The 23,728-nt window shown below is 47.2% G+C and carries 20 protein-coding genes; 12 read left to right on the forward strand and 8 right to left on the reverse strand.

Annotated features, from left to right (window positions below; all coding sequences use genetic code 11):
- Positions 1-60: 60 nt before the first annotated feature.
- Both F0P94_RS04415 and F0P94_RS04420 read right to left on the reverse strand, forming a co-directional pair.
- Entirely contained in the window at positions 61-438 is a 378-nt protein-coding gene (locus F0P94_RS04415; RefSeq protein ID WP_150902604.1) for an SdpI family protein, read from the reverse strand.
- Between the two features lie 88 nt (positions 439-526).
- The gene (locus F0P94_RS04420; protein ID WP_150902605.1) at positions 527-955 is read right to left on the reverse strand and encodes an SdpI family protein; all 429 of its coding nucleotides are present in this window, start codon (positions 953-955) and stop codon (positions 527-529) included.
- Positions 956-1,041: 86 nt separating this feature from the next.
- Here F0P94_RS04420 and F0P94_RS04425 point away from each other — a divergent pair, with 86 nt between their 5' ends.
- The 3 genes from F0P94_RS04425 to F0P94_RS04435 all read left to right on the forward strand — a co-directional run bounded on the left by F0P94_RS04425 (position 1,042) and on the right by F0P94_RS04435 (position 3,042).
- Positions 1,042-1,569 carry a hypothetical protein gene (locus F0P94_RS04425; protein WP_150902606.1) on the forward strand — a complete coding sequence of 176 codons (528 nt, stop codon included), beginning with the start codon at positions 1,042-1,044 and terminating at the stop codon, positions 1,567-1,569.
- 109 nt (positions 1,570-1,678) lie between these two features.
- Positions 1,679-1,948, forward strand: a complete 270-nt coding sequence (locus F0P94_RS04430; RefSeq protein WP_150902607.1) for a hypothetical protein — start codon at positions 1,679-1,681, stop codon at positions 1,946-1,948.
- Positions 1,949-2,271: 323 nt separating this feature from the next.
- Entirely contained in the window at positions 2,272-3,042 is a 771-nt protein-coding gene (locus F0P94_RS04435) for a hypothetical protein (RefSeq protein ID WP_150902608.1), read from the forward strand.
- 330 nt (positions 3,043-3,372) lie between these two features.
- Here F0P94_RS04435 and F0P94_RS04440 read toward each other — a convergent pair whose 3' ends face one another.
- Entirely contained in the window at positions 3,373-3,987 is a 615-nt protein-coding gene (locus F0P94_RS04440) for a deoxynucleoside kinase (RefSeq protein WP_150902963.1), read from the reverse strand.
- Positions 3,988-4,349: 362 nt separating this feature from the next.
- Between F0P94_RS04440 and F0P94_RS04445 the strand changes: the two genes are divergently transcribed.
- Positions 4,350-5,675, forward strand: coding sequence for a M43 family zinc metalloprotease (locus tag F0P94_RS04445; RefSeq protein ID WP_150902609.1), 1,326 nt, complete (start codon positions 4,350-4,352; stop codon positions 5,673-5,675).
- 267 nt (positions 5,676-5,942) lie between these two features.
- Here the strand turns inward: F0P94_RS04445 and F0P94_RS04450 are convergent, their stop codons facing one another.
- Positions 5,943-6,500 (reverse strand): hypothetical protein, encoded by a 558-nt coding sequence (locus tag F0P94_RS04450; protein ID WP_191906913.1) that lies wholly within the window; start codon positions 6,498-6,500, stop codon positions 5,943-5,945.
- Positions 6,501-6,665: 165 nt separating this feature from the next.
- Between F0P94_RS04450 and F0P94_RS04455 the strand changes: the two genes are divergently transcribed.
- Together F0P94_RS04455 and F0P94_RS04460 are read left to right on the forward strand one after the other, a co-directional pair.
- Complete coding sequence (locus F0P94_RS04455; protein ID WP_150902611.1) at positions 6,666-6,890, forward strand: CDGSH iron-sulfur domain-containing protein; 225 nt, start codon at positions 6,666-6,668, stop codon at positions 6,888-6,890.
- Between the two features lie 18 nt (positions 6,891-6,908).
- Positions 6,909-7,409 carry a GNAT family N-acetyltransferase gene (locus F0P94_RS04460; RefSeq protein WP_150902612.1) on the forward strand — a complete coding sequence of 167 codons (501 nt, stop codon included), beginning with the start codon at positions 6,909-6,911 and terminating at the stop codon, positions 7,407-7,409.
- Between the two features lie 129 nt (positions 7,410-7,538).
- Here F0P94_RS04460 and F0P94_RS04465 read toward each other — a convergent pair whose 3' ends face one another.
- Positions 7,539-8,027, reverse strand: coding sequence for a DUF2062 domain-containing protein (locus F0P94_RS04465; protein ID WP_150902613.1), 489 nt, complete (start codon positions 8,025-8,027; stop codon positions 7,539-7,541).
- A gap of 295 nt (positions 8,028-8,322) precedes the next feature.
- Here F0P94_RS04465 and xseA point away from each other — a divergent pair, with 295 nt between their 5' ends.
- Genes xseA through F0P94_RS04480 form a run of 3 tightly spaced genes read left to right on the forward strand, consistent with a single transcriptional unit; the run spans position 8,323 to position 10,840 of the window.
- Positions 8,323-9,888: an exodeoxyribonuclease VII large subunit gene (gene xseA, locus F0P94_RS04470; protein ID WP_150902614.1), complete on the forward strand. Its 1,566-nt coding sequence runs from the start codon at positions 8,323-8,325 to the stop codon at positions 9,886-9,888.
- Positions 9,885-10,136: an exodeoxyribonuclease VII small subunit gene (gene xseB / locus F0P94_RS04475; protein WP_150902615.1), complete on the forward strand. Its 252-nt coding sequence runs from the start codon at positions 9,885-9,887 to the stop codon at positions 10,134-10,136. The genes xseA and xseB overlap by 4 nt, the downstream gene beginning before the upstream one ends.
- 17 nt (positions 10,137-10,153) lie before the next feature.
- Positions 10,154-10,840 (forward strand): alpha/beta fold hydrolase, encoded by a 687-nt coding sequence (locus F0P94_RS04480; protein WP_150902616.1) that lies wholly within the window; start codon positions 10,154-10,156, stop codon positions 10,838-10,840.
- Between the two features lie 353 nt (positions 10,841-11,193).
- Here the strand turns inward: F0P94_RS04480 and F0P94_RS04485 are convergent, their stop codons facing one another.
- The 3 genes from F0P94_RS04485 to F0P94_RS04495 form a co-directional block, all read right to left on the reverse strand.
- Positions 11,194-13,284 (reverse strand): M13 family metallopeptidase, encoded by a 2,091-nt coding sequence (locus F0P94_RS04485; RefSeq protein ID WP_225307119.1) that lies wholly within the window; start codon positions 13,282-13,284, stop codon positions 11,194-11,196.
- 217 nt (positions 13,285-13,501) lie between these two features.
- Complete coding sequence (locus F0P94_RS04490; RefSeq protein WP_150902617.1) at positions 13,502-16,342, reverse strand: TonB-dependent receptor; 2,841 nt, start codon at positions 16,340-16,342, stop codon at positions 13,502-13,504.
- Between the two features lie 112 nt (positions 16,343-16,454).
- Entirely contained in the window at positions 16,455-16,790 is a 336-nt protein-coding gene (locus F0P94_RS04495) for an MGMT family protein (protein WP_150902618.1), read from the reverse strand.
- Between the two features lie 693 nt (positions 16,791-17,483).
- Here F0P94_RS04495 and F0P94_RS04500 point away from each other — a divergent pair.
- From F0P94_RS04500 to F0P94_RS04510, 3 genes are read left to right on the forward strand one after another with little or no spacing between them, the layout of a single operon-like run.
- Positions 17,484-18,596 (forward strand): efflux RND transporter periplasmic adaptor subunit, encoded by a 1,113-nt coding sequence (locus F0P94_RS04500; protein WP_150902619.1) that lies wholly within the window; start codon positions 17,484-17,486, stop codon positions 18,594-18,596.
- 13 nt (positions 18,597-18,609) lie between these two features.
- Positions 18,610-21,723 carry an efflux RND transporter permease subunit gene (locus tag F0P94_RS04505; protein ID WP_150902620.1) on the forward strand — a complete coding sequence of 1,038 codons (3,114 nt, stop codon included), beginning with the start codon at positions 18,610-18,612 and terminating at the stop codon, positions 21,721-21,723.
- A gap of 20 nt (positions 21,724-21,743) precedes the next feature.
- Complete coding sequence (locus F0P94_RS04510; RefSeq protein WP_150902621.1) at positions 21,744-23,060, forward strand: TolC family protein; 1,317 nt, start codon at positions 21,744-21,746, stop codon at positions 23,058-23,060.
- Positions 23,061-23,728 lie beyond the last annotated feature (668 nt).

Consider the following 23,728-nt stretch of genomic DNA (forward strand, 5'->3'; position numbering starts at 1 on the left):
ATTAGAGGAAGCCAAAGTGGTTGACAGGCTTGAATTTGAAGAATGTTTTTGTATAGGAGTTCAGGGTGAATCCGAATGCTGTTTTTCTTCAAACCGACTGAGCTTAAATTCTACAATGGGAACCACGAGGATCGGGAAAATAGCGAACCAGAAGACAATTATCAGAAACAGGGCATCCGGCGATATGCTATCATGCAGCCAATATAAGGTAGCCAAAGCCAGAAGGGCAGCAAGCTGGATAAAGAGCAACAGCAGCTTGGCCGCCAGCTTGTTGGCATAATGCCAGTTGGCAACACTTTTCCGGGCGCGGTTGGTGCGGTAACCATAAAACCAGTTGATATGGCGGGGCGGCTTTAAATAAAAGAAAATTCCAAAGGCCAGCAGCAAGCCATACATTCCGCCAATAAAGTACAGCGAGGTCCGGACTTCTTCGTTCATTTTAACCTTCGTTCGAGAAATGTAAGCTTAATTTCAGGGGAATTTGCTACCGTTTAATTTGCTACCGATTCCGGCCGGGTATAGGTTTTCAGGCAGAACCAGCTTTATGCCTTTCTTCCAGTTTGCCCAGTTTAATTTCTACCACCGGAATTATGATGACCTGGAGCAAACACATCCCCATTATACAGATCAGATATAAACCATCTACCGGTATTTTATTATGCAGAAAATATACAGAAGCCAAGGCTAATACCAATGAAACAGTTGCGATCAGGAGCATCAGTCTGGGCGCTAATTTATTCGCATAATCCCATGCTTCCTGGCTCGCACCGGCATTGCCGGACCGGTACCCATAAATGCTATTAACTTTTTTAGGCGGTTTTATCATCAGGAAAATGCTGGTAACCGCCAATAGACCGTAAATACCGGTAACGATTATAAGCAGGATTTTAATTTCTATCGCCTGGTCCATGTTTTTTAAATTTATGTGAGCAATGCCTTTGGCTTTTACGCTCAAAAAGATAGCGTTTTCTGCTGAAAATCTCTTTAACTTTGGTACAGTTTTTTATGCTGAAAACAATAGCATCTGAATTTCCGCTTTTTATGAAAAAAATACTTTTTGCTTTTTTACTGGTTTTAGGTACTTCTGCCGCTTTTGCACAAACCCAAAAAGGTACCGAAACCAAGACCAAAACCAAATCTAAAACCACCACTGCTCCTGCCAAAACGGCCAAACCTGCTCCTAAAAAACCGGCAGAAAAAGTGAATCAGGAAACCCCGGAACAGAAAGCCGCCCGCGAGAAAATGGCCATCGAAAAAGGCCGGGCGCTTACCGAAAACATGAACAAAAACCTGCAGTTCTCGCCGAAGCAATACGAAGAGGTGCTGAAAATAAACCAGCGGAGCATCAGCCAGGTAGAATATGCCAAGGTGCGCTACATCAAGAACCTCCGGAAGATGAACAACGAGATCCAGAACATCGGGGCTAGCCGGATGAGCTTGCTTAAGGATGTGCTTACGCCGCAACAATTCCAGACCTACAACCAGAAGCGGGCCGAAAAAATGGGTTTGCCGGGCGAAGGATCACCCCAGCAATCGCCTCAGCCCGGGCGGGAATCGTACGATAATTAACAGAAAAACCTCAGACTGCCAGCTGAGGTTTTTTGTTCTGAAAGCATAGCGATTTGGTAAAAGTTACCGTATTGTTTCAGTATATTTCGTCGCCTAATTCCGAAACGTCATGACCGACAAAAACCAATACATTGTAACTACCGCCGACGGCCAGACCATAGACCTGACCAAAGCCAAAGCCCTGAAAGGAAACAACCTCTACCCTTTCGGCCCGCATAACTTTGCTATTTACCAGACGCCGGATTACCAGTTCGTAAAAGCCACGAACCGCGGCGAACGCGAAATTATGCTCAACTATTACGAGCTAATTCCGGAGAACGAAGCCCTCGATTACAAGCACCCGTACGTGCGCGAAGACGAAGTGGTGGACATGAACTAAATAGTTAGACCCGTTAAGTAAGCCGCATCAATATAGGTTTGGGGTTTTACCAATATAATTTCGGTAATTTATGATTTATCAGATCTGACTTCCAGGATCCTGAGAGTCCTTACGTTAGTACTTTGAGATTGATGAATTCTCCTTCACTAAATGCAAGTAGTTTGTTATAGTTAATCTAAACTATTCAGTTTATTTTTATCTTTCCATTTCAAATTATGGAAAGATACTCTTAGTTTTTGGATAATTACTTGGCTATCAGAAATGTGAAAGATCGAAATTGCTTTGAATGGCCGAAATAAATTTAAATAAAATCTATACTCACAATGAGAAAACTAATTTTATTATTCCTATTTCTGCCATTTCTAAATGGATGTTCAAAAGATGATGGACAGGGTCCTGTTCAAAAACCGACTATTTCTCCCAATTATAATAAGTGCCTATTGGCAACTATAGACGACGCAAGGCAATATGGGGATTTTACTTATGATACACAAGACCGGTTAATCGGATACAAAAACAGGTCAAAAATCCAGCCTTATTCCTATAAATTAATTTATGATTCAAATAATAGAATTATCAGAACCAATTCATATTTAGATACCACGTTAATCCATTACTCTCTTAATACCTACAGCCCCGCAGGTTTATTAGCTAAAACAACGAACTATTCGCCTTCAGGAATGCCTGCTAATGTTGTTGTATTTGAATATAATTCATCCAACCAACTTTCTAAAATGACATGTACGGATAGTACCATTCTTCTTTTCTATAAGGAATATTTCTACACCAATAATACTTTACTTGAGAAAGTTTATGGATCGGGAGGGGCAACTAACTTTCAACATTCCAGAGAATATGAATTTGGAAGTAATAAGCACATCTTCGATGATTTTGCTGACCCGCTTGAACCCAATAAGAAGTACCCGGGAAATGTAGTTAAATATACTTTCCGAGATAATAATAATGTAGTGGTCGCTAATCAATCTTATACTACCCAACAAGATTTCAATCAGGCAGGATACCTAACAAAATCCGTAAATACCACCTTGGCCGGAAAAGTATTTACCGACCTTTACACATATAATTGCAAATAATTACACGTAATCTCATTGCTGAAAAGCCTAAGAGCTAAATAATTGAAATTTTGCTAAATGCATTATTGATGTTGTAATATTAAAATTTGATCCTTCTGATACTTTGCCAAGTAAACTTGTAGTGAAAATTTTATTTATAACCAGCTTTAGAACTTAAACTTAATGTAACTTCAGAAGTTTTCAGAATCTTTAAATTCAGAAGTTACTACTAAACAGGTTTGATATTTAAAATTTACATATAAAGTACAAACAGGTTTATTTGCAACAGAAAAAGCAAAGCTCAATCATAATCCCGATATGCTCCGCTTTGTTTGTAGCCCATTTCTTAGATTAAAACAGCCCGAAAAGCTCGATATTGATTTTGTTGATGATGTAACCCAGATCTTCGGGGCGGGCTACAAAATCCATGTTATTCACGTCGATGGTAATTACCTTGCCGTATTTGTAATTGGCGATCCAGTCGTCGTAGTGTTCGTTCAGTTTCTTTAAATAATCGAGTCGGATGCCGCTTTCGTAGTCGCGGTTGCGTTTTTCGATCTGGCCGATCAGTTTTGGCAGATCTGCTTTCAAGTATATTAATAAATCCGGCGGTTTCACCATGGTGATCATGCTTTCGAAAAGCCGGAAGTAATTCTGGTAATCGCGCTCGCTCAGCATGCCGGAGCTGTGCAGGTTTTTGGCAAAAATATAGGCGTCTTCGTAAATGGTCCGGTCCTGGACTACGCCTCTGGTACGGTTCTGAATTTGCTGGGTTTGCTGAAAACGGCTGTTCAGAAAAAATACCTGCAAATGGAAGGCCCAGCGCGGCATGTCTTCATAAAAATCTTTCAGGTACGGATTATCTTCCACGCTTTCCAGGTGAACATCCCAGTTGTAATGCTGGGCCAGCTTGGAAGCTAACGTTGTTTTTCCGGCGCCAATGTTGCCGGCAATTGCAATGTGCATGATCTTAAAAATTACCGGCGGCAAAGGTAAGCGAAAGCCCGGACCAAAATAAGGATAATGGTCACTTTTAACTTATAGATAATTTCAAATATATAATTTTTCATATAAACCTAAAGCCTCAGCCTTTCTGCCTGATTTAGAACGATTTCAAGGATTATTGCAGAATTCTTGAAAATATTTGGTTAAAAATGTAACCTTTTTCGCGATTTCGATTGAAGGCTGCAAACGCATTTTATATAATTATTTTAAAATTTTTTGAATAAAAAAGTTGCATTTCTGAAAACCACTTGCAATATTTCAGAAAACTTAAAACATTTTTAAGTCGAATTAAATAATTCACTCACCCAAAACCATCTATTTTTATGAAGAAAACTTACGCTTTCTTAGCGGCGGGAATCCTGTGCGCATCCACCGCTTTTGCCCAGTCCGGGAATTTTTCTCGTTGCTCCGCCATGGAAGCGCTGCATGAACAAATGCAGCAGGACCCGCAAATGAAGCTTCGCATGGACGACATCGAGGCCTTTACACAACGCTACGCGAAGAACACGGCCAACAAACGCACGGCCGGAGTAATTACTATTCCGGTAGTGGTGCACGTGGTTTACAACACAGCCAGCCAGAACATTTCCGATTGCCAGATCCAGAGCCAGATGGCGGTGCTGAACGAAGACTTCCGGAAACTGAACGCCGACAATGCCAAAACGCCGGCTTTATTTGCCGGGGTTGCGGCCGACACCGAAATCCAGTTTGTACTGGCTACGGTAGACCCGAACGGCAACCCGACCACCGGAATCACGCGCACGCAAACCCGTACCAAATCTTTTTCCACCAACAACGCTATTAAGTACACCAGCCAGGGCGGTAAAGATGCCTGGAACACCAGCAAATACCTGAACTTCTGGACCGCGCCTAAACTCTCCAGCCAGGGGCAGCAATTATTGGGTTACGGGCAGTTCCCGGGCGGTAGCGCCGCTACCGACGGTGTGGTAATGGCTTATGCTGCTTTCGGTTCCCGGGCGAAATGTCCGTCCGGCGTGTATTACACAGGCTATGATCTGGGCCGCACCACCACACACGAAGTAGGCCACTTCCTGAACCTGCGCCACATCTGGGGCGATGCTACCTGCGGCAACGATCAGGTTTCCGATACTCCAACCCAGCAAACCGCCAACTACGGCTGCCCTACTTTCCCGCACGTTACCTGCAGCAACCAGGGCGATATGACCATGAACTTTATGGATTACACCGATGATCCTTGCATGTACATGTTCACGGCCGGTCAGAAGGCGCGGATGCAGGCGGTACTTGCTCCCGGAGGCTTCCGCGCCAGTTTAGCCAGCTCTACTGCAGCCGCTCCAGTTACCAGCCAAACTGCGCAAACCACTACCGAGGCTACCAGAGTAATGAATATTGCTCCTGCCCTCGTATTCCCGAACCCGGTAAAAGCCGACATGAATGTAAGCTATGCCGTAACTGCTGAAAACGCGAACGTACAGGTAGAAATTTACAACATCTTAGGCGCCCTGGTAGGCAGCTACTACGAAGGCAGCAAACCAACCGGCACGCACGTGTTCAGCATAAGCGCCGATAACGATACCAAATTCGGCGCCCTGAAAAACGGCATGTACATTTGCCGCATTAAAGGCGCGGAAGCCGGAAAAGTGATCCGCTTTATAGTGGAACGGTAAGGAAAACGCTACTGAATTAAAAGAAAAAGTCCGGCTGCTTAGCCGGACTTTTTTGATTTTAGAACTACCGTTCATCCTACTCCAACTGCGTCATCCCGACCAAAGGGAGAGATCTCCGGAATAAGGCACCAAAGCCAGAATAGCAGCAACTTCTAAATTTCATAGGAGCTGTATTGATTGCCTTGCAGGCAAGGTCAGTTCCAAACTGACCAGATGGATACCCACAAGTTACGCTTTGCTAAACTTGCGGGATAATTGAAATTTAAACTACTCTTCCCCATCCCCGAAAAGCCAGAACGACCGTTTCGGTTCTTCCTTCTTTTTCTTCCGGTTGAAAATGCCGCCGGACTTTTCGTCTTCGTCGGAATTTCCGAACAAGCGGAATTTCTTTTTCTTTTCTTTTACCAGGATGTAGCGGACTGAAAAACCACGTTGCAACTCGAACCAGTCTTCATGGTTGGCATGGAAAGCAGGTTTAATATCGCCGGAAATCACAATGCGAAAGATCGGCAATTTCATTTCCAAGCCTAAAATAGCATCGCCGCCGTAAAATACGCCCGAGTCTTTTAAGTTGCCCACGTGCGCACCGGCCCCGATGTAGTAATTGAAACCTTTAAAAATAATGGGAAAATGCTGCTCGAACAGCAGCGTGCCGCTAGCTTCGCGGGATCCGATCATGCCCAGGCCTTCGAGGGTACTTTTGGGCAGAATTTTCTGCTGCACCGTTAAGCCTACGCTTTCTTTGGCGATCCGCACACCCAGGGCAGTCCGGTACTTCTGCGCCTGCACCAGGTTACTTCCTGCCATCATTATTAACCCAATCAAAAAAATACGCTTCATTCTGAATTTACAATTACCGCTTCCGCACGAAGTTACACATTCCGGTTTACTACGGTTCAAAAATCAGGCCTGAACGTTGGCCTTATCTTTAATCGAACCGAACCAGCTACGGGAAATTGCTTATATTTGACTGAAAACGATATTATGATCATGTCAAAAACCAGACTAACAGTAAACAACAACGGCTCTTTAAGAGTGGAAGGCGATTTCGAAATTGTAGATGCGCAAGGGAATGTATATGGCCTAAACGGCCGGGAACTGGTAAGCATCTGCCGTTGCGGCTTATCGAAAAACAAACCTTTCTGCGACGGTTCCCACAAAGGGCATTTCGAACACAACGCCGTAGCTTTCGACCTGCCGCCTAAAAAAGTTTAATTCAGGATCGCCGCTTTTATGGCTGAACTATTTTTAACGCCGGTTTCGGCAACCGATCTTCCCCGGTTGCGGGAACTGGCTTTGGCAACCTGGGAACCAACCTACAAAGACATCCTTTCGCGCGAGCAGTTGCTGTTCATGCAGGAAGAAATTTATACCCTGCCGGCTTTACAAAAGCAACAAAACGAAGGGCAGGAATTCTTTTTTATTTCCGTGAATGCAGCATTGGTTGGCTTTTTATCGGTTACGTTGAAAGACGCAACAGAAGGACGCTACAAGCTGAACAAAATTTATTTACTGCCCCAAAGGCAAGGAAAAGGCTTTGGAAAAAAAGCGCTTTCAGCGGCCGGAGAACTGGTAAAAAGTAAAGGAGGAAAAGTACTGGAACTGAACGTGAACCGGTATAACCCGGCCCGGCACTTTTATGAACACTGCGGCTACACCATCATCCGGGAAGAGGATATTCCGATCGGTCCTTACTGGATGAATGATTTTGTAATGGAGAAAAGGCTTGATTAAAAAGGCTGCAATCTCATAAATATCTGAACCAGTTTTTGAATTTGTTCCTGACAAAAAAATCTCTGTAGCGCAGGGTTTAAACCCTGCGCTACAGAGATTTTTTGATTTTTGATTTATGGGAAAATCTACTTAAAGCGCCACTCCCTGGCGGCGCACCACGCGTTTAAACAGAGGCAGGGTAAGGTAATAAACTGCCAATCCGGCCGGAATGGCCAGCAGCGCCCAGGCGGCAATTCCCAGTAAATTCGCTACCCATAGTTTATTGAAGGTGGCTACCCAGTCTTTTTTAATCATATCCATAATCTGCTGCAGCGAATAACGCAAAGGGGTGCCGCCGAACAGGAAAATGCCCAGCTTCACCAGCGGAATGGCAATTAAGATCTGGATCGGGTTTACAAAATAACTGATAAGCAACAAGATAGGACTGTTCAGGCGGAGGCGGGCTGCTACCAGCGTGCCGATAATGGTGGTTACGCCAAAAGCCGGGATCAGCCCGATCACGGCGCCCAGCGAAACGGTTAACGATAATTTTTCCGGCGTAATACCAGCTTTGAGCAAATCCAGGAGCGGGTTTACCAGTTTGCGTTTAAAGAAATTTTCCTGCGTAGCGGTTTCCAAGGGTTTTAAAAAATGTAGGGCTGCGGGTATGAAGAAGCTAAAGGCATCTTTGGGTTTATACGGAAAAAACGGCTCAGGTAACCTGATTTCGGCGCTTTTTTTCGGTTAAATTGCTATAATTTTTCCTCACGGTTTCCGGTTCTGCAAAAACAGCACCAGTTTCATTTTTCTGCCAACGGTGCAAATTAGTTTTGCCCGATATATCCGGTTTAATTTACCGGCAGAAATTTAAAATCAGTCTTGTTTTCACATAAATTTTCTAACTTAGCTTTGCAAAAATCAGGAGGCAGGCAGCATGGGTTTATTTACAAAAATAACATACAACGAGGTATCGTACAGTACCCGCGCCAGTCAGCCTTTAACCCTTTTTCAGCTGCACAACCGGCTGCGCGAAGCCATCGAGAATGCGTTCCCGGCTTCTTATTGGGTGGTGGCCGAAATTTCGGAAGTACGCGTGCACCACAGCGGCCATGGCTACCTCACCCTTACCGAAAAAGACAAGCGCAACCAGAACAACTTAATTGCCCAGGCCCGCGGCACCATCTGGAAACAGAATTACCGCGAGATCAGCACTTATTTCGAAGCCCAAACCGGCCATAAACTCCGGAGCGGCCTCAAGATCCTGTTCAACGCCAGCGTGCGGTTCCATGAACTTTACGGTTTCAACCTCGACATCCTGGACATCGATCCGAATTACACGATCGGCGATCTCGCGCGGCAACGGCAGGAAACCCTGAACAAACTGGAAGCCAACGGCCTGCTCGAAAAAAACAAAAAACGTTTCCTGCCGGAAGTTCCGCAACGCATCGCGGTCATTTCTTCGGCCACGGCCGCCGGTTACGGCGATTTCATGAACCAGCTGAACCTGAACCCCTACGGCTACCATTTTAAAACCACGCTGTTCGAAGCCAGTGTGCAGGGCAACGAAGCGGCCGCCTCTGTAATGCAGGCGTTTCGGCTGATAGAGCGGCAGCAAACGAAATTCGATGCCGTGGTGCTGATCCGCGGCGGCGGCGCGCAAACCGACCTGCTGTGCTTCGATGATTATGAACTGGCCGCCGCCATCGGTAATTTCCCGCTGCCGGTGCTTACGGGTATCGGCCACGAGCGCGACGAAACCATTGCCGACCTGGTGGCGCACACCAAACTGAAAACCCCTACCGCGGTAGCCGCTTTCCTGATAGACCTGTTCCTTACTTTTGAAGGCGAACTGGATAGCATTTACGAAGACCTGAAGGACCTGGCCGCTGCCATTGTAAAACGCAAAACTGCTGTCCTGGAAAACCAGCTGTTAACGTTATCGCAGAGCACTAACCGGTTTCTGAAGCAGCAGGATTACAAACTCGAATGCCTGGTGCGGAGCCTGTCGGTAAAGCCGAAAAAATACCTGAACGAACAGGACAAATATCTAAGCTGCCACGAACTGAACCTGATCAATTTCACCCGGAAAATACTGGATAACGCATCTCAGAAACTGGTGCAGCAAACCGGCAAGCTGGAAACCCAAAGCCGTCAGAGTCTGCAGCAAAAAGAACAGTCGCTGGCGCACACCATTTACTGTTTAAGCACAGCGGCCCGGAATAATATTTCAAATAAGAAACTCCGTTTCCAGCTCTTCCCAAGCAAACTGTTAACGGCCGCCCAGAAGTTTTGCCGCGAAAAAGAATACCGTTTGCAGCTTACCGAAATGCAGGTAAAAAGCCGCGACCCGGAACAAATGCTGCTCCGTGGCTACACGCTCACTTACGTGAACGGCAAGCTGGTGCGAAGCGCCAAAGACCTGCAACCCGGTGCCGTAATTCAAACTTATTTTGCCGACGGCGGCGCCGAAAGTACCATTACCAACCTAACGATCTTATGAACCAGAACTTAACCTATAAAGAAGCTACGCAGGAACTGGAAGCCATCCTGAAAGCCATAGAAACCGATGCCGTAGATGTAGACGAACTCACGCAGAAAGTGCAGCGCTCTTCGGAGCTGATCAAGATCTGCAAGCAGAAACTACGCACCGCCGAAGAAGCCATTAACCAGGTTTTCGACGATATTGAATGCAACGCCCCTACCAAACCTGCTTCGGATAACCCGGGCAGCACCGGCCGTTTATTTTAAAATTGCTATCTTACCGGATGGAAAAACTACTTTTACTTCACGGCGCGTTGGGTTGTCAGGCCCAGTTCGAAAAATTAAAAGAAGCCTTAGCCGATTCTTACGAAGTGCATACGCTGGATTTCTATGGCCATGGCACGGAAACGTTTACGGATCAACCTTTCCGAATTCAGGATTTTGCCGAACAGGTAAAGGCCTGGCTCGAAGCAAACCAAATAGACCGGATCTCGATCTTTGGCTATAGCATGGGCGGTTACGTGGCATTGTACCTGGCTTCGAAATATCCCGGAAAAGTAAGATGCATTTTCACCCTGGCTACCAAATTCGACTGGAACGAAGCTTCGGCGGAAAAGGAAACCAAGCTCCTGGACCCGGAAAAGATTGAAGCGAAAGTTCCGATGTTTGCCGAAGAACTGGCCAGCCGCCATGGGGCACATTACTGGAAAAACGTGCTCCGGAAAACCGCCGAAATGATGCAGGAACTGGGAAAACAAAAAGCCCTTTCGGAAGATGACCTTGCCCAAATTGAACCTCCGGTACTGATAAGCGTAGGCGACCGCGATACGATGGTTTCGTTAGAGGAAACGGCTGCCGTTGCCAAAAGCCTGAAAAATGGCGCGTTGCTGGTAATGCCGCATACCATTCATCCGCTGGAAAAAGTATCCCTGAACAGACTGATTTTTGAATGCCGGCAGTTTTTTGGGTAATTCAGTTTTTCGGCTGATTAAGCTACCATTTTCAGAAGGCTACCTGCATTAAGTATTGCTTAAAGCAGGTAGCTTTTTTTATTTCCGCTATCTGGCGCAAGTGTTAAGCGAAAGCGTCACTTGGGCTTAAAAGACAAGGGCAAGTCTCCAGACTTGCGTGCATTGGCCCCACCCAACCCTCCCCTAATTCAGGGGAGGGCTTTTTGAATAAGTTCGTCTGGTTCTCATGCATATAAGCTTGGACTTCCTCCTGTCAGGCCCAAGTTTCGCTTTCGCTTAACACTTGCGCCAGGAAAACAAAAAAGAGGAGCCTTTCGACTCCTCTTTTTTGTTTGAAACGGTACCGTTTTCAGTTACCAGATGCGGATCCGCTCACTTTCCGGACGCACCATTTTATCGCCTTCTTTGCAGTTGAATGCTTTGTAGAATTGCGGCATGTTGGATAATGGGCCGTTGCAGCGGAATTTGCCCGGCGAATGCGGGTCGGTCTGTACCTGCTGATGGAGATATTCATCGGTGGCGTTTATCCGCCAGTTCTGGGCCCAGGCCAGGAAGAAACGCTGCTCCTGGGTAAAGCCATCGTATTTCGGATCGGTTTTGCCGGCGTTGGCTTTCTGCAATGCGGTAAAGGCAATATTCAACCCGCCAATATCGGCAATGTTTTCGCCCATGGTCAGCTGACCGTTAATAAATACGCTGTCAAGGGGCTGGTACGCGCTGTATTGCTTGTCTACCATTTCGGTATGCTTGGCAAAACGTTCGGCATCCTCTTTCGTCCACCAGTCCTTCAGGTTTCCTTCAGCATCGTATTGCCGGCCCTGATCGTCGAAACCGTGGGTTAGTTCGTGACCAATTACCGCGCCCATACCGCCATAATTCACAGCGTCGTCGGCTTTAGGATCGAAGAACGGCGGCTGCAGGATACCGGCCGGGAACACGATCTCGTTCATAGACGGATTGTAATAGGCATTGACCGTTGGCGGGGACATGTGCCACTCGTTGCGGTCTAACGGTTTGCCGAACTTGGAGGCCATGTCGTTGTAAGAAAACTGGCGGGAACGCAACACATTGGCTACAAAAGGTCCGCGGTTTACGTCAAACGTGCTGTAATCTTTCCACTTATCCGGATATCCGATCTTAATCGCGAAGGCATCTAGCTTTTTCATGGCCATCTCCTTCGTTGCTTCGCTCATCCAGTCCAGATTTTTCACATGTTCCTGGAAAGCGGCCTGCAGGTTCTTGATCATGGTCAGGGCTTTGGCTTTGGCTTCCGGCGAGAAGGTTTTCTCTACGTACAACTGGCCCAGCGCTTCGCCGAGGGCATTATCGGTGGAACGGGCCATGCGCTTCCAGCGAGGCTGCATTTTTTTGGCGCCGCTCAGGACTTTGCTGTAGAAATTAAAGTTTGCCTGCACAAAAGCATTAGGCAGAGAGTTGGCCAGGGAAGAAGCCATCCGCAAACGCATGTAGGTTTTCCAGTCCGCCACCGGCACCGATTTCAGCATGCTGTTCAGCTCTTTGAAGAAAGCGGGCTGGCCTACAATAATTTCCTTTGCGTTGCCCAGTTTCATGTTCGTAAGCCAGGCATTCACGTTCAGGTTAGGCATTAGCTTCTGGAATTCCTGCACCGACATTTTATTGTAGTTCGCATACGGATCGCGAAGCTCTACTCTGGACTTGGAAGCTTTAGCCAGACGGGTTTCAATGGCCATTACCTTAGCCGCATTCGCCATAGCCTGCTTTTCGGTATCGCCCAGCAGGGTGAACATGTTGCGCAGGTAATTCAGGTACTCCGTCCGGATCATCTGCGAACGTTTGTCGTCTTTCAGGTAGTAATCGCGGTCCGGTAAACCCGTTCCGCCCTGGTTTACAAAAATGGCGTACTGCGTGCTGATTTTATCGTCCTGCCCTACATACACCGAGAACATGGGGTTGAAGCCATACATTTGGTGCTGCGCCAGTACAGGCAACAAACCTTTCATGTCCTTCACGGCATTCAGGCGGTCGAACTCAGGCTTGATCGGCGCAAGGCCGGCGTTCTCAATTCCAACGGAATCCATGCCGGAATAAAAATAATCGCCTACTTTCTGCGCGTTGCTTCCCTTGGCAGCGCCCTGCGTGGCAGCAGAATTGGTCAGGAGTTCCCGCAAAATGGCATTGTTCCGTTCGGCCACTTCGTTAAAACTGCTCCAGCTGCTTTCAGTTGCCGGTACCGGGTTATTCTTGATCCAGTTGCCGTTTGCATACAGGTAAAAATCTTCACACGGCGAAACCGATTTGTCGATGTTCGGGATATCGATGCCGATGCCCTTGGTAACCGGTGCCGGTGCTGCCGGGGTGGTTACCGTAGCTGTGGTTTTCTGCTGCGCTTCCGGCGCTTTACACTGCGTCATCAGCAAGCCGGCAAGCGCTACCGATAACGGAATTAGTGAGGTCTTCTTCATAGAAAGTAGGTTTAAGGCTGAAAATTTAGGCATAAAATTTAAAAATAGTATCATACCCGCCTTAATTCCTTTATTTCGCCTGTTTCCGGACACAAGTGTTCTCTTTCAGACATCTGATTTTCCGTTCCGGGTGCTACTGATTTCAGGAAAGCCGGCAAACAAAAAAGCCCCGCTTGCGGCGGGGCTTTTTTGTTAAAAACTATAGCGTTTGAATTCCTTAGAAAGAAACCGAAGCGCCTAACGTATAGGTGCGGCCACGGTTGAAGAACGCTTCCAGAGTAGAAGGATCTGAAGGTGTAGAGCTGGTATTTACGTTCATAATGTAGTATTCATTCAGTAGGTTAAGAATAGAACCATTCAGGCTGAGTTTATAATCTTTGTAGAATTTGAATGAATAACCGGTGTGAAGGTCTACGTTCCGGCTGGTTGGCAAACGGTATGAATCCTGCGGTACCGCCGCCTTCAGTGTGGCCGGATCGAAGTTAGCATAGTTTTTGGCAAACATAAGGTAAGTAGGACGGATGTAAAAACCCTGGAAAGGCTCGTAGCGGAAACCCAACATGAATTGATTTTGCGCTGATCCGCCAACATGAACATCTTTAGCATTCAGTTCGAAAGTTGGCAGTTCCGTACCATCGTCGTCAAATCCGCGCGCAATTCCACTGGATGTCCACCGCCAGTCACCCAGCGAAATGGCAGCATTCAAATCGATTTTGCTGCTGATGCTTTGGGCTAATTCCAGCTCCACTCCTATGTGCCGGGCATCCATACCGCTTACGTTGAAAGATATATTACCTTCTCTGCCGTCGGTTCTTGGCATGGAAACCGTGCTGGATTTATCCATCCAGGTGGAATGGTAGGCATTTAAATTTGCCTTGAAGTTGCCATGGTTTATTCCGTACCCTAATTCAAAAGACATTACTTTTTCATTATTGGCATTCGGAATTATTTCCCCGGCGCTGCGGGAGAAAATAAAATCAATGAATGGGGGACGGCTTATAAAACCGGCATTGAAGAAAATATTATTGAATTCGTTCAGGTTATAATTCAAACCTCCTTTAACCGAATAGCCGATCTTTTTAATTGGGTCGCTTTCATACAGTTTGCCTTCTCCTGCTACCTGCTGATAAGACCGCGTATTATAAAGTACCGGAGAATTGGTATTCAGGCTTAAGGTAGTATCAACGCTTGGTCTGCCTGGCTTGGCAATTGTTTTTACAATAATGTAATCGGCTGGCGTGTAATTAATACCGTTGTTTAGTACCGTGCGATTGTAGGCTATGCCAACTTCCTGCCCATTAACATTATAAATCTTGGCTCTGGAATAGTTTAACCGGTTGTAATACGTCTGCGAAATGGTTCCGCTTAAAAAGGCAGAAATCACATTCGATTTATACTCCGCCATTGCGAACCCTCCAATGGATTTTACAATGCCATCGTAAGTATTGCCGTACTGATCGCCTTTGTAAAGCCTTTTGTTCTCATCAAGGTTAGCGCTGGTACCTGCCTGGCCAATTGCCTTGGTAGTTGTATATTCGCCGCCTAACAGGTCGGTAACTTCCACATAATGTTCGCCTTTATAAGACCGGCCATCCACCCCGAGTGAGATCGTTGTATTATCGTTCATCCGATAGTCCAGGCCCGAAATAAAACCATACCAGCGATGGTTGTTAATTGAGCTTCTCAGGATATTGGTAGCCAGCTTTTCTGTGTAGTTCTTATTGTAAATGGACTGAAAATTAGTATGCCCATCATTCCCGACACTGCTTGAGCTAAGAAATGAACCGCCACCATTACCAATGGAAGCATAAACCACATTCGACAGGAATAATTTATCTGAAATGGTCCAGAAGTGGTTCAGGTTTACCTGGGGCTTATGATAAAAATTCTGCTGGCTGTTAAATTTCTCCCGGTTGTGAGTAGTATCGTTGCCGGAAACTGTAAAGCGGTCTAGTTTACCATAATCAGCATTATAATCAAAGCCATAATTACCGGTTACTTCGCCCGTTGTAGTATTATACAGGTTCGTAGCGCCAAGCTCTTTCGCTTTTTCAGTACTGAAATCCCTTAATTTATACAAACTGTTATGATAGGAACGCTGTCCGTGGGTTTGAGGAGAGCCTAAGCCGGTTAACGACAACGTATGGGAGCCAAATCTTTTACTGATATTCGCAAAGTAAGTATAGGCATCATCGAAGGTACCTTCTACCCAGCCATCGCCTTTCCGGCGTGAACCGAAAACAGTAATGTTCCAGTCCCCTTTCAGCTGTCCGCTCGAAAGCATTAAAGATGTTTTGGTATAATTGTTAGAACCTATTTCCTGGCGGGCAATTACAGCCCGTTTGCTATCAAAGCCGCGGGTAATTACGTTCATAGTTCCACCAACAGAAGGCGTTGCCAGTTTAGAAGCGCTTAAGCCGCGCTGCACCTGAATGGATTTGGTTACATCGCCCAGGTCCCAGTTAGACCAGTACACGCGCCCGTTTTCCATATCGTTAACAGGCACCCCGTTTACCATTACAGCCACATTATTAGCACTAAAGCCCCGAATGCTGATTTCCGCATCCCCGGCTCCACCACCAGCCGAGTTCGCATAAACCCCAGGTGTTTCATTCAGAATAAGCGGAAGGTCCCGGCCGGCTAAGCTTTCCCGAATGGTAGATTCTTTAATTGCTGAGAATGCCACCGGGGTTTCGCGTTCTACGGCTACGTCGGCCACTACTTCTACTTCATTCAGAATGGCATTGTCTTCCTGCAGGCGCAGGTTCATGGAAATGTCTTTATCGGAAATGGTTACTCTTTGCGTTAAGGTAACGTAGCCAATGTAGGTAGCAATTAAGCTGTAAGTGCCTGGCTTGAGGTTGGAGATTTTGTAATTTCCGTCCAGGTCCGTCATGGCGCCTACGCTTGTTTCGCCGCTTTTGGCCTGGATGCTGGCTCCGATCAGGGCTTCTCCGGTGCTGCTATCCAGTAATTTACCCTTTATCGCGAAGGATTGGGCCATTGCCGCCTGTGCCATAAAAGACAGCACAAATAATGCGGATAGAATTTTTTTCATGCAGTATGAAATAGTTAAACCTTACAAAGATACTGCTTAACCGCGGGAAGTAAAAATAGGTGCACTAAAATTGAATTAAAGTTTTTTCAGTTCGATCTGACAGCACTTTTCTCTAAATCAATTCTTTAGCCGGGTCCCAGAAGTACTTTTCAAAATCCACGATCCGGTCGTTTTCCACTTGCAGGCCTTCGGCTTCGAGGTAGTTTTTCATGGCATCAGGTGCGCCGAAATGCTGCTTGCCGGTAAGCAGGCCATTGCGGTTCACTACCCGGTAGGCAGGCACGTCGGTTATGGGGTGCGCTGCGATCAGGGCCCACCCTACCATGCGCGCCGAACCTTTGGAACCCAGGTAGGCGGCAATGGCTCCGTAAGAAGTAACCCTGCCTTTTGGGATCAGCTTCACGACTTCGTAAACATCCTTAAAAAAATTTCGCTCTTTTTCTTTCATAGAAATTAAACCTTTGCTGCAGAAGGCAATCTAAGTTTTTTACTTTAAAATGCTACGGTTTTTCCTGCCGGCTTCTGCTTGAAATAGGTTAGCTTCAGATCCATTTTTCGGATCTGCATGCAACTACCTATAAGCCAAATACTAACGGGAATTTGGCAAAAATAATTCGGCGGGGCTATATAAGTTCAACCTTTTACGGCCGTTAATTAAACAATTGTTTAAACTAATTTGAATCCGAATTGTGTTTTAGAGAATTGAAGTATAATATTGACAGGCGAACTTAATGATATAATCCGGAAGAATCCGGTAAAACCGGCTAAGTTCTGCCCGTTTAAGCACCTGAACCCGAACTACTAAAAACAAACTACAATGACATTTTATAACCGATTCACCTCCCTCAGCGGCACCCATCGTTTAAAATTCCTTTTAAACTACCTTATTTTCAGTGAAAACAAATTTCTGGTTCCCTGTACCATTCGGGTGAACCGGTAAAACTGTGCTCCGGAGTTTTGTACAAGCTCCTTTCTAAATTGCAGTTTTGCAGTACAGGTTGCAGTACCATTTATTTGCTGGCCGTAATCTGATTTTAAAACCGTACCGGTTTACCTTCAAAAACTAAATCCGCTGCTTTTGCGGCCTGATTTTTAAATTTCCGGATTAAAATGGCCGGAAAGATTTTCGCCTTCAGACTATATGAAAATAAAATATATTGTTTACGCCATTCTGATCATTGGCTTTGCCTCATTGGTTTATTACCGTATTTCCCAGAATAAAGCTCAGAAAGAAATGGGTGGCGGCCGCGGCGGTGCCGGTGGTCCGGGCAAAGGCCCTGGTGGTAAAGGAGGCGGCATGCCACCCATGCGCGTGAACGGCGTGGTGCTGCAGCCGCAGCCCTTCGCCAGCAAATTAGCCGTTACCGGTTCCATAGAAGCCAACGAACAGGTAGAGATCCGAAGCGAGATTTCCGGCCTGGTGCGCAGCATTTCTTTCGAGGAAGGCTCCAGCGTTTCCAAGGGCCAGGTGCTGCTTAAAATTGATGATGCCGAACTTCGCGCGCAAATCGCCCAAGCCCAAACCAAACAGAGCCTGGCTGCCGAAAATGAAAGACGCGCCAATCTGCTTTTAAAGAAAGAAGCCATCAGCCAGGAAGAATACGACGTAGCCCGGGCTGACCTGAAATCGGCGCAGGCGCAAACCCAACTTATTCAGGCCCAACTGGCTAAAACCAGCATCCGCGCGCCGTTTTCCGGCCGCATCGGTTTGCGGGCCATTTCGGTGGGCGGCTACCTTACGCCGCAAACCGTGGTGGCCAATCTGGTAAACATGAATCCGGTTAAGATTTCTTTCTCGGTTCCGGAAAAATACTCCAACCAGGTAAAAGTAAATACGCCCATAAACTTTACGGTTGCCGGTTCCGGTAAAGTGTACACCGCTACCGTTTACGCCATTGAACCAGGAATTGAAGCCGCTACCCGAACCTTACAGTTAAGGGCCCGGGCCGAAAATCCGGACGGGACGTTGCTGCCGGGTTCCTTCGCCAATATCGAGCTGCCGCTAAGCGTAGTTGAAAATGCCTTGCTGGTTCCTTCCGAAGCCATTATTCCAATTCAGGGCGGTAAGAAAGTTTTTGTAACCGAAAACGGTAAGGCCAAGGAAGTAAAAATCGAAACTTCTACCCGCACGGAAAAAGATGTACTGGTTACCGCAGGTTTAGCCGCCGGCGATACCGTGCTGACTACCGGAATTATGACGTTGAAAGCAGGAAGCCCGGTGAAAGTAAAAATTGCTGCCGGGCAGCCTAAATAAAGATATTTAAACTATGAGTTTATCAACCACCAGTATAAAGCGGCCGGTATTCACCATCGTGATCAACCTGATCCTGATGCTGTTCGGGGTGATCGGGTACACGTTCCTGGGTGTGCGCGAATACCCGTCCATCGACCCGGCCATCGTTTCGGTAAGTACCAGTTACTCCGGTGCTAATGCCGACATTATTGAATCCCAGATCACGGAACCGCTCGAAAAAGCCATCAACTCGATCGACGGTATCCGGAATATTTCTTCTTCCAGTAACCAGGGCCGGAGCAACATTAACATCGAATTCAACCTGGAAAAAGACCTGGAAGAAGCGGCTAACGACGTGCGCGACAAAGTTTCGCAGGCGGTCCGCAACTTACCCGAAGACATCGATTCTCCGCCGGTGGTTTCCAAGGCCGATGCCGATGCCGAATCGATCATTACCATGACGGTGCGCAGCGAAACCCGCAGCCAGCTGGAACTGAGCGATTACGCCGAAAACGTTATTTCCCAGCGCCTGCAAACTATTCCGGGCGTAAGTGCGGTGCAGATCTGGGGCCAGAAACGCTACGCCATGCGCCTCTGGCTCGACCCGGTTAAACTGGCTTCCTACGGCTTAACCGTGAGCGATGTGCGCAATGCCCTGAACCGCGAAAACGTGGAGCTTCCTTCCGGAAAAGTGACCGGCGCCAATACCGAACTCGTGGTAAAAACCATGGGAAACCTTACCAATGCCGAGCAATTCAATAACCTGATCGTAAAATCGGAAGGCGATAAAATTATTCGTTTCAGCGATCTGGGAACAGCCGAACTCGGGCCGGAAAACCTGGAAACGAAAATGACGGAATCGGGTCGCCCGATGGTGGGTCTGGCCATTATTCCGCAGCCGGGCACCAATTACCTGCAAATTGCCGAGCGTTTTTACGAGCAGTACGAAAAACTAAAAAATGAACTGCCGAAGGATATGGAGCTGGACATTGCCATGGACAATACCGTTTTTATTAAGAAATCGGTAGTGGAAGTAGGCGAAACCATTCTCATTTCCCTGGTACTCGTTATCCTGATCATTTACCTCTTCTTCCGCGACTGGAGCATTGCCTTCCGTCCGCTTATTGATATTCCGGTTTCCCTCATTGCCACCTTCTTTATCATGTACCTGTGCGGGTTCTCGGTAAACGTGCTCACGCTGCTGGCCATTGTACTGGCAACGGGTCTGGTAGTGGACGATGGTATTGTGGTTACCGAAAACATCTTTAAGAAAGTGGAAGAAGGCATGAGTCCGATCGAAGCGGCTATTAAAGGCTCGAACGAGATCTTCCTGGCCGTAATTTCCATTTCCATTACGCTGGCCGCGGTGTTCCTGCCGGTAATTTTCCTGGAAGGTTTCGTAGGGCGTTTGTTCCGCGAATTCGGGGTGGTCATCGGGGCAGCCGTACTGATATCGGCCTTCGTGTCGCTCACGCTCACGCCGATGCTGAATGCTTACCTGATGAAAAAAGGCGGGCATTCCAAGTCTAAATTCTACGAAATGACCGAGCCTTATTTCGAAAAACTGAATAAAGGTTATGCCAATGCGCTGGCCGGTTTTATGAAACGGAAATGGCTGAGCGCTCCTATTTTGCTGCTTTGTCTGGGCATGATCGCGCTTTTCTATACCAATCTGCAGAAAGAAACGGCTCCTTACGACGACCGCAGCATGTTGCGTTTGCAGGTTTCGGCTCCGGAAGGCGCTTCTTATGAATACACCGACCGGTTCATGAAAGAAATTACTCAACTGGTGAATGATTCGGTGCCGGAAAAACAGGTAGCGCTGGTCATTACTTCGCCTGGTTTTGGCGGAGCCGGTTCCGTGAACAGCGGGATGGTGCGTCTGGCTTTGAAAGACCCTTCGGAGCGGGAACGTAGCCAGAAAGAAATTGCCGACTACATGAGCAAACAGACCAAACGTTATTCCGAAGCCCGGACCACCGTAATTCAGCAGCCAACTATTTCAGTAAACCGCCGCGGCGGGATGCCGATCCAGTACATTATTCAGGCGCCGAACTTCGAGAAACTACAGGAGAAAATCCCGCAGTTCCTGGATGAAGCCAACCAGGACCCTACTTTTAGCATGGTGGATGTGAACCTGAAATTCAACAAGCCGGAAATTAACATTACTATAGACCGGGAAAAGGCACAAAGCTTAGGCGTTTCAGTTATTGATGTAGCCCAAACCCTGCAATTATCGTTGAGCGGACAGCGTTTCGGGTACTTTATCATGAACGGGCGTCAGTACCAGGTAATCGGTCAGTTTGAAGAATCGAACCGCGATGCCCCGATCGATCTTACTTCGCTTTTTGTGCGGAGCAATACCGGCCAGTTGATTCAATTGGATAACCTGGTGAAGATCGATGAAAGAAGTGCGCCGCCGCAGCTTTACCACAATAACCGGTACATGTCGGCTACGGTAATGGCCAGCTTAGCGCCGGGCCAAAGCATTGGCGACGGCATCGAGGCCATGAACCGGATCCGGGACAAAGTTTTGGACGATACCTTCTCTACCGACCTGGGCGGGGAATCGCGCGACTTTGTGGAAAGCAGCTCGAATACCATGTTTGCTTTCGGTCTGGCCCTGCTCCTGATCTACCTTATTCTGGCCGCGCAGTTCGAAAGCTTTATCGACCCGCTCATCATTATTTTAACGGTGCCGATGGCGGTAGCCGGAGCTTTGCTTTCGTTGTGGCTGTTCGGACAAACGTGGAACATTTTCAGCCAGATCGGGACCATTATGCTCATAGGACTGGTAACGAAAAACGGTATCCTGATCGTGGAATTTGCCAACCAGCTCCGCGAACAGGGCAAGTCGAAAATGGAAGCGATCATGGAAGCTTCGGAAGCCCGTTTGCGACCGATCCTGATGACGAGTCTGGCCATTGCGTTGGGTGCCTTGCCAATTGCCATGGCATTGGGTGCAGCATCGCAGAGCCGTATGGGTATGGGTATTGTGATTGTGGGCGGAACGATGTTCTCCCTTATCCTGACCTTGTTCGTAATTCCGGCTATTTATGCCATGTGGTCTAAAGCCCGGAAACACCACCCGGAATTCGACCATATTGAGGAATACGAAAGAGAGGTCCACCTGAAAGCCACCCATTAATTTACATTACGATTTTTAAGATGAAGCATAGATTTATTTTCCTGGTGGTGCTGTTCCTGGGCGGTTGGTTTTCGGTTACCGAAGCCAAAGCTCAGGAAGTGCTTACCCTGGAAGACGCCGTAAAAATTGCCCTGGAACGAAACTACGACATTAAGTTTTCTTCCAACAACGTTAAAATTGAAGACCTGAACGTGAGCCTGGCCAATGCCGGGATTCTGCCGACAGTAGATGCAACGCTGAACAACAACAATGGTATCCAGAACAGCACCCAAACCCAGGCCGATGGCTCGGTACGGGAACGGAACAATGCCCGCAATTCGAACCTGAACTACGGAGTAGGTCTTAACTGGACCATTTTCGACGGCTTTGGCATGTTTGCCCGTTACGATCAGTTAAAGGAATTCCGGGCGCTGAGCGAAACCGAGCTGCAGCAAACCGTTCTTACGCGGGTGGCCGATGTCATGAGCACGTATTTCAACCTGGTGCAGCAACAGCAGCAGCTCCGGGCTTACGATACAGCTATCGCTATTTCGCGGCAGCGCTTGAATATTGCCCAGAACCGGTTCACTATTGGCAAGGCGGCCCGACTGGCAGTACTGAACGCACAAGTAGATTTGAATACGGATACGACCAATTTGCTTCGGCAGCAGGAGCTTTACGCCAATACCAAAACCCTGCTGAACGAGATCCTGGCCCGTGATGTAAATACCGATTTCCGGGTGGCCGAAACGATCAGCATCGATACCGGCTTAACCTTAGGGGCCCTATCTGAACTGGCGGCCCAGCAAAACCCTTCGTTAAAAGCGGCTGTGATAAACAAGCGGGTGGCGGAACTGGATTTGAAACAGGTTCGGGCAAACCGCTTGCCGAGGGTAGGCGTGAATACGGGCTATAATTTCAGCCGTTCGGAATCGGCCCTGGGTTTTGCCACGCAATCTACCGGGCGCGGCCTGACCTACGGTTTATCGGCTTCGGTTAATTTATTTAACGGTGGTTTGCAGCGGCGTAACGAGAAAATTGCCAACATCCAGATCGAAAATGCCAGAATAGACCAGGAACGGATAAACCAGAATATCAACGCGCAATTAACTACTGCCTACCAGACCTATCTGACCAGTTTGTCTTTGGTGAACCTGGAGCGTAATAACCAGGAAATTGCCAGAAGGAACCAGGAAATCACGCTGGAAAAATACCGTTTGGGCACGCTTACGCCTGTAGAGTTCCGCGATGCGCAATTAAATTATCTGAACGCCCAGGTGCGGTACAGCAATGCGCAGTTTCAGGCGAAATTAGCGGAGATTGCTTTGAAGGAGATTGCCGGTAATCTGAGTTTGTAAAACTTCCTGTTGTTTTAGGGAAGCCCGGTTGTGCATGCAACCGGGCTTTTTTTTGGCTTTATTTTTTCGTTTGGCAGGTTAGCGTTTTAGCTGTATACAAATTTCTCATCCTGAGCGCCGGCGAAGGACCTTGGGGTTAAGCAGTTTTTTAGCTTTTCGCTAGCCGTTGTTGGTGTTTTCACCATAGCCGTCAGGTTAAGCAAAAGGCCGGTCATTCCGAGCAACGTCGAGGAAACTTATACATACTTCTATGACAAAAAGAGCGTAGCAAGATTTGTCTTACCGCTTGATCTTTAAACCCTAGCCTTATAAGTTCCCTCGGCTTCCCTCGGGATGGTCTAATAAATTGGCTTAGCCTGACGGCTATGGTGAAAACCCCAACAACCATTCTGCTGCCTGAAATCCGGCTTTACCATCCGGCCAGTGCTCCGGTCTGTGCGCCACAGACCGGGGTGTAATGTTCTGCCAATTTTTAATTATGTCATAGGTAGCGATAGCGAAGGACCTTGTTGACTTTGAGTAGTTTTTCTGCTTGAAAAGGTTCGGTTTTGTATTGCCAGCTTTTTACCTTTATTAAATTCTGAGCTTATTTTCTTTTACTTATTGTGCCGAAGTATTGGGAAATTCCCACTTGATATAAATTGGTCATTCTCTTTGGCATATTCTGA

Origin of the sequence: Adhaeribacter soli (genome assembly GCF_008727925.1) — a bacterium.
Lineage (GTDB): Bacteria > Bacteroidota > Bacteroidia > Cytophagales > Hymenobacteraceae > Adhaeribacter_A > Adhaeribacter_A soli.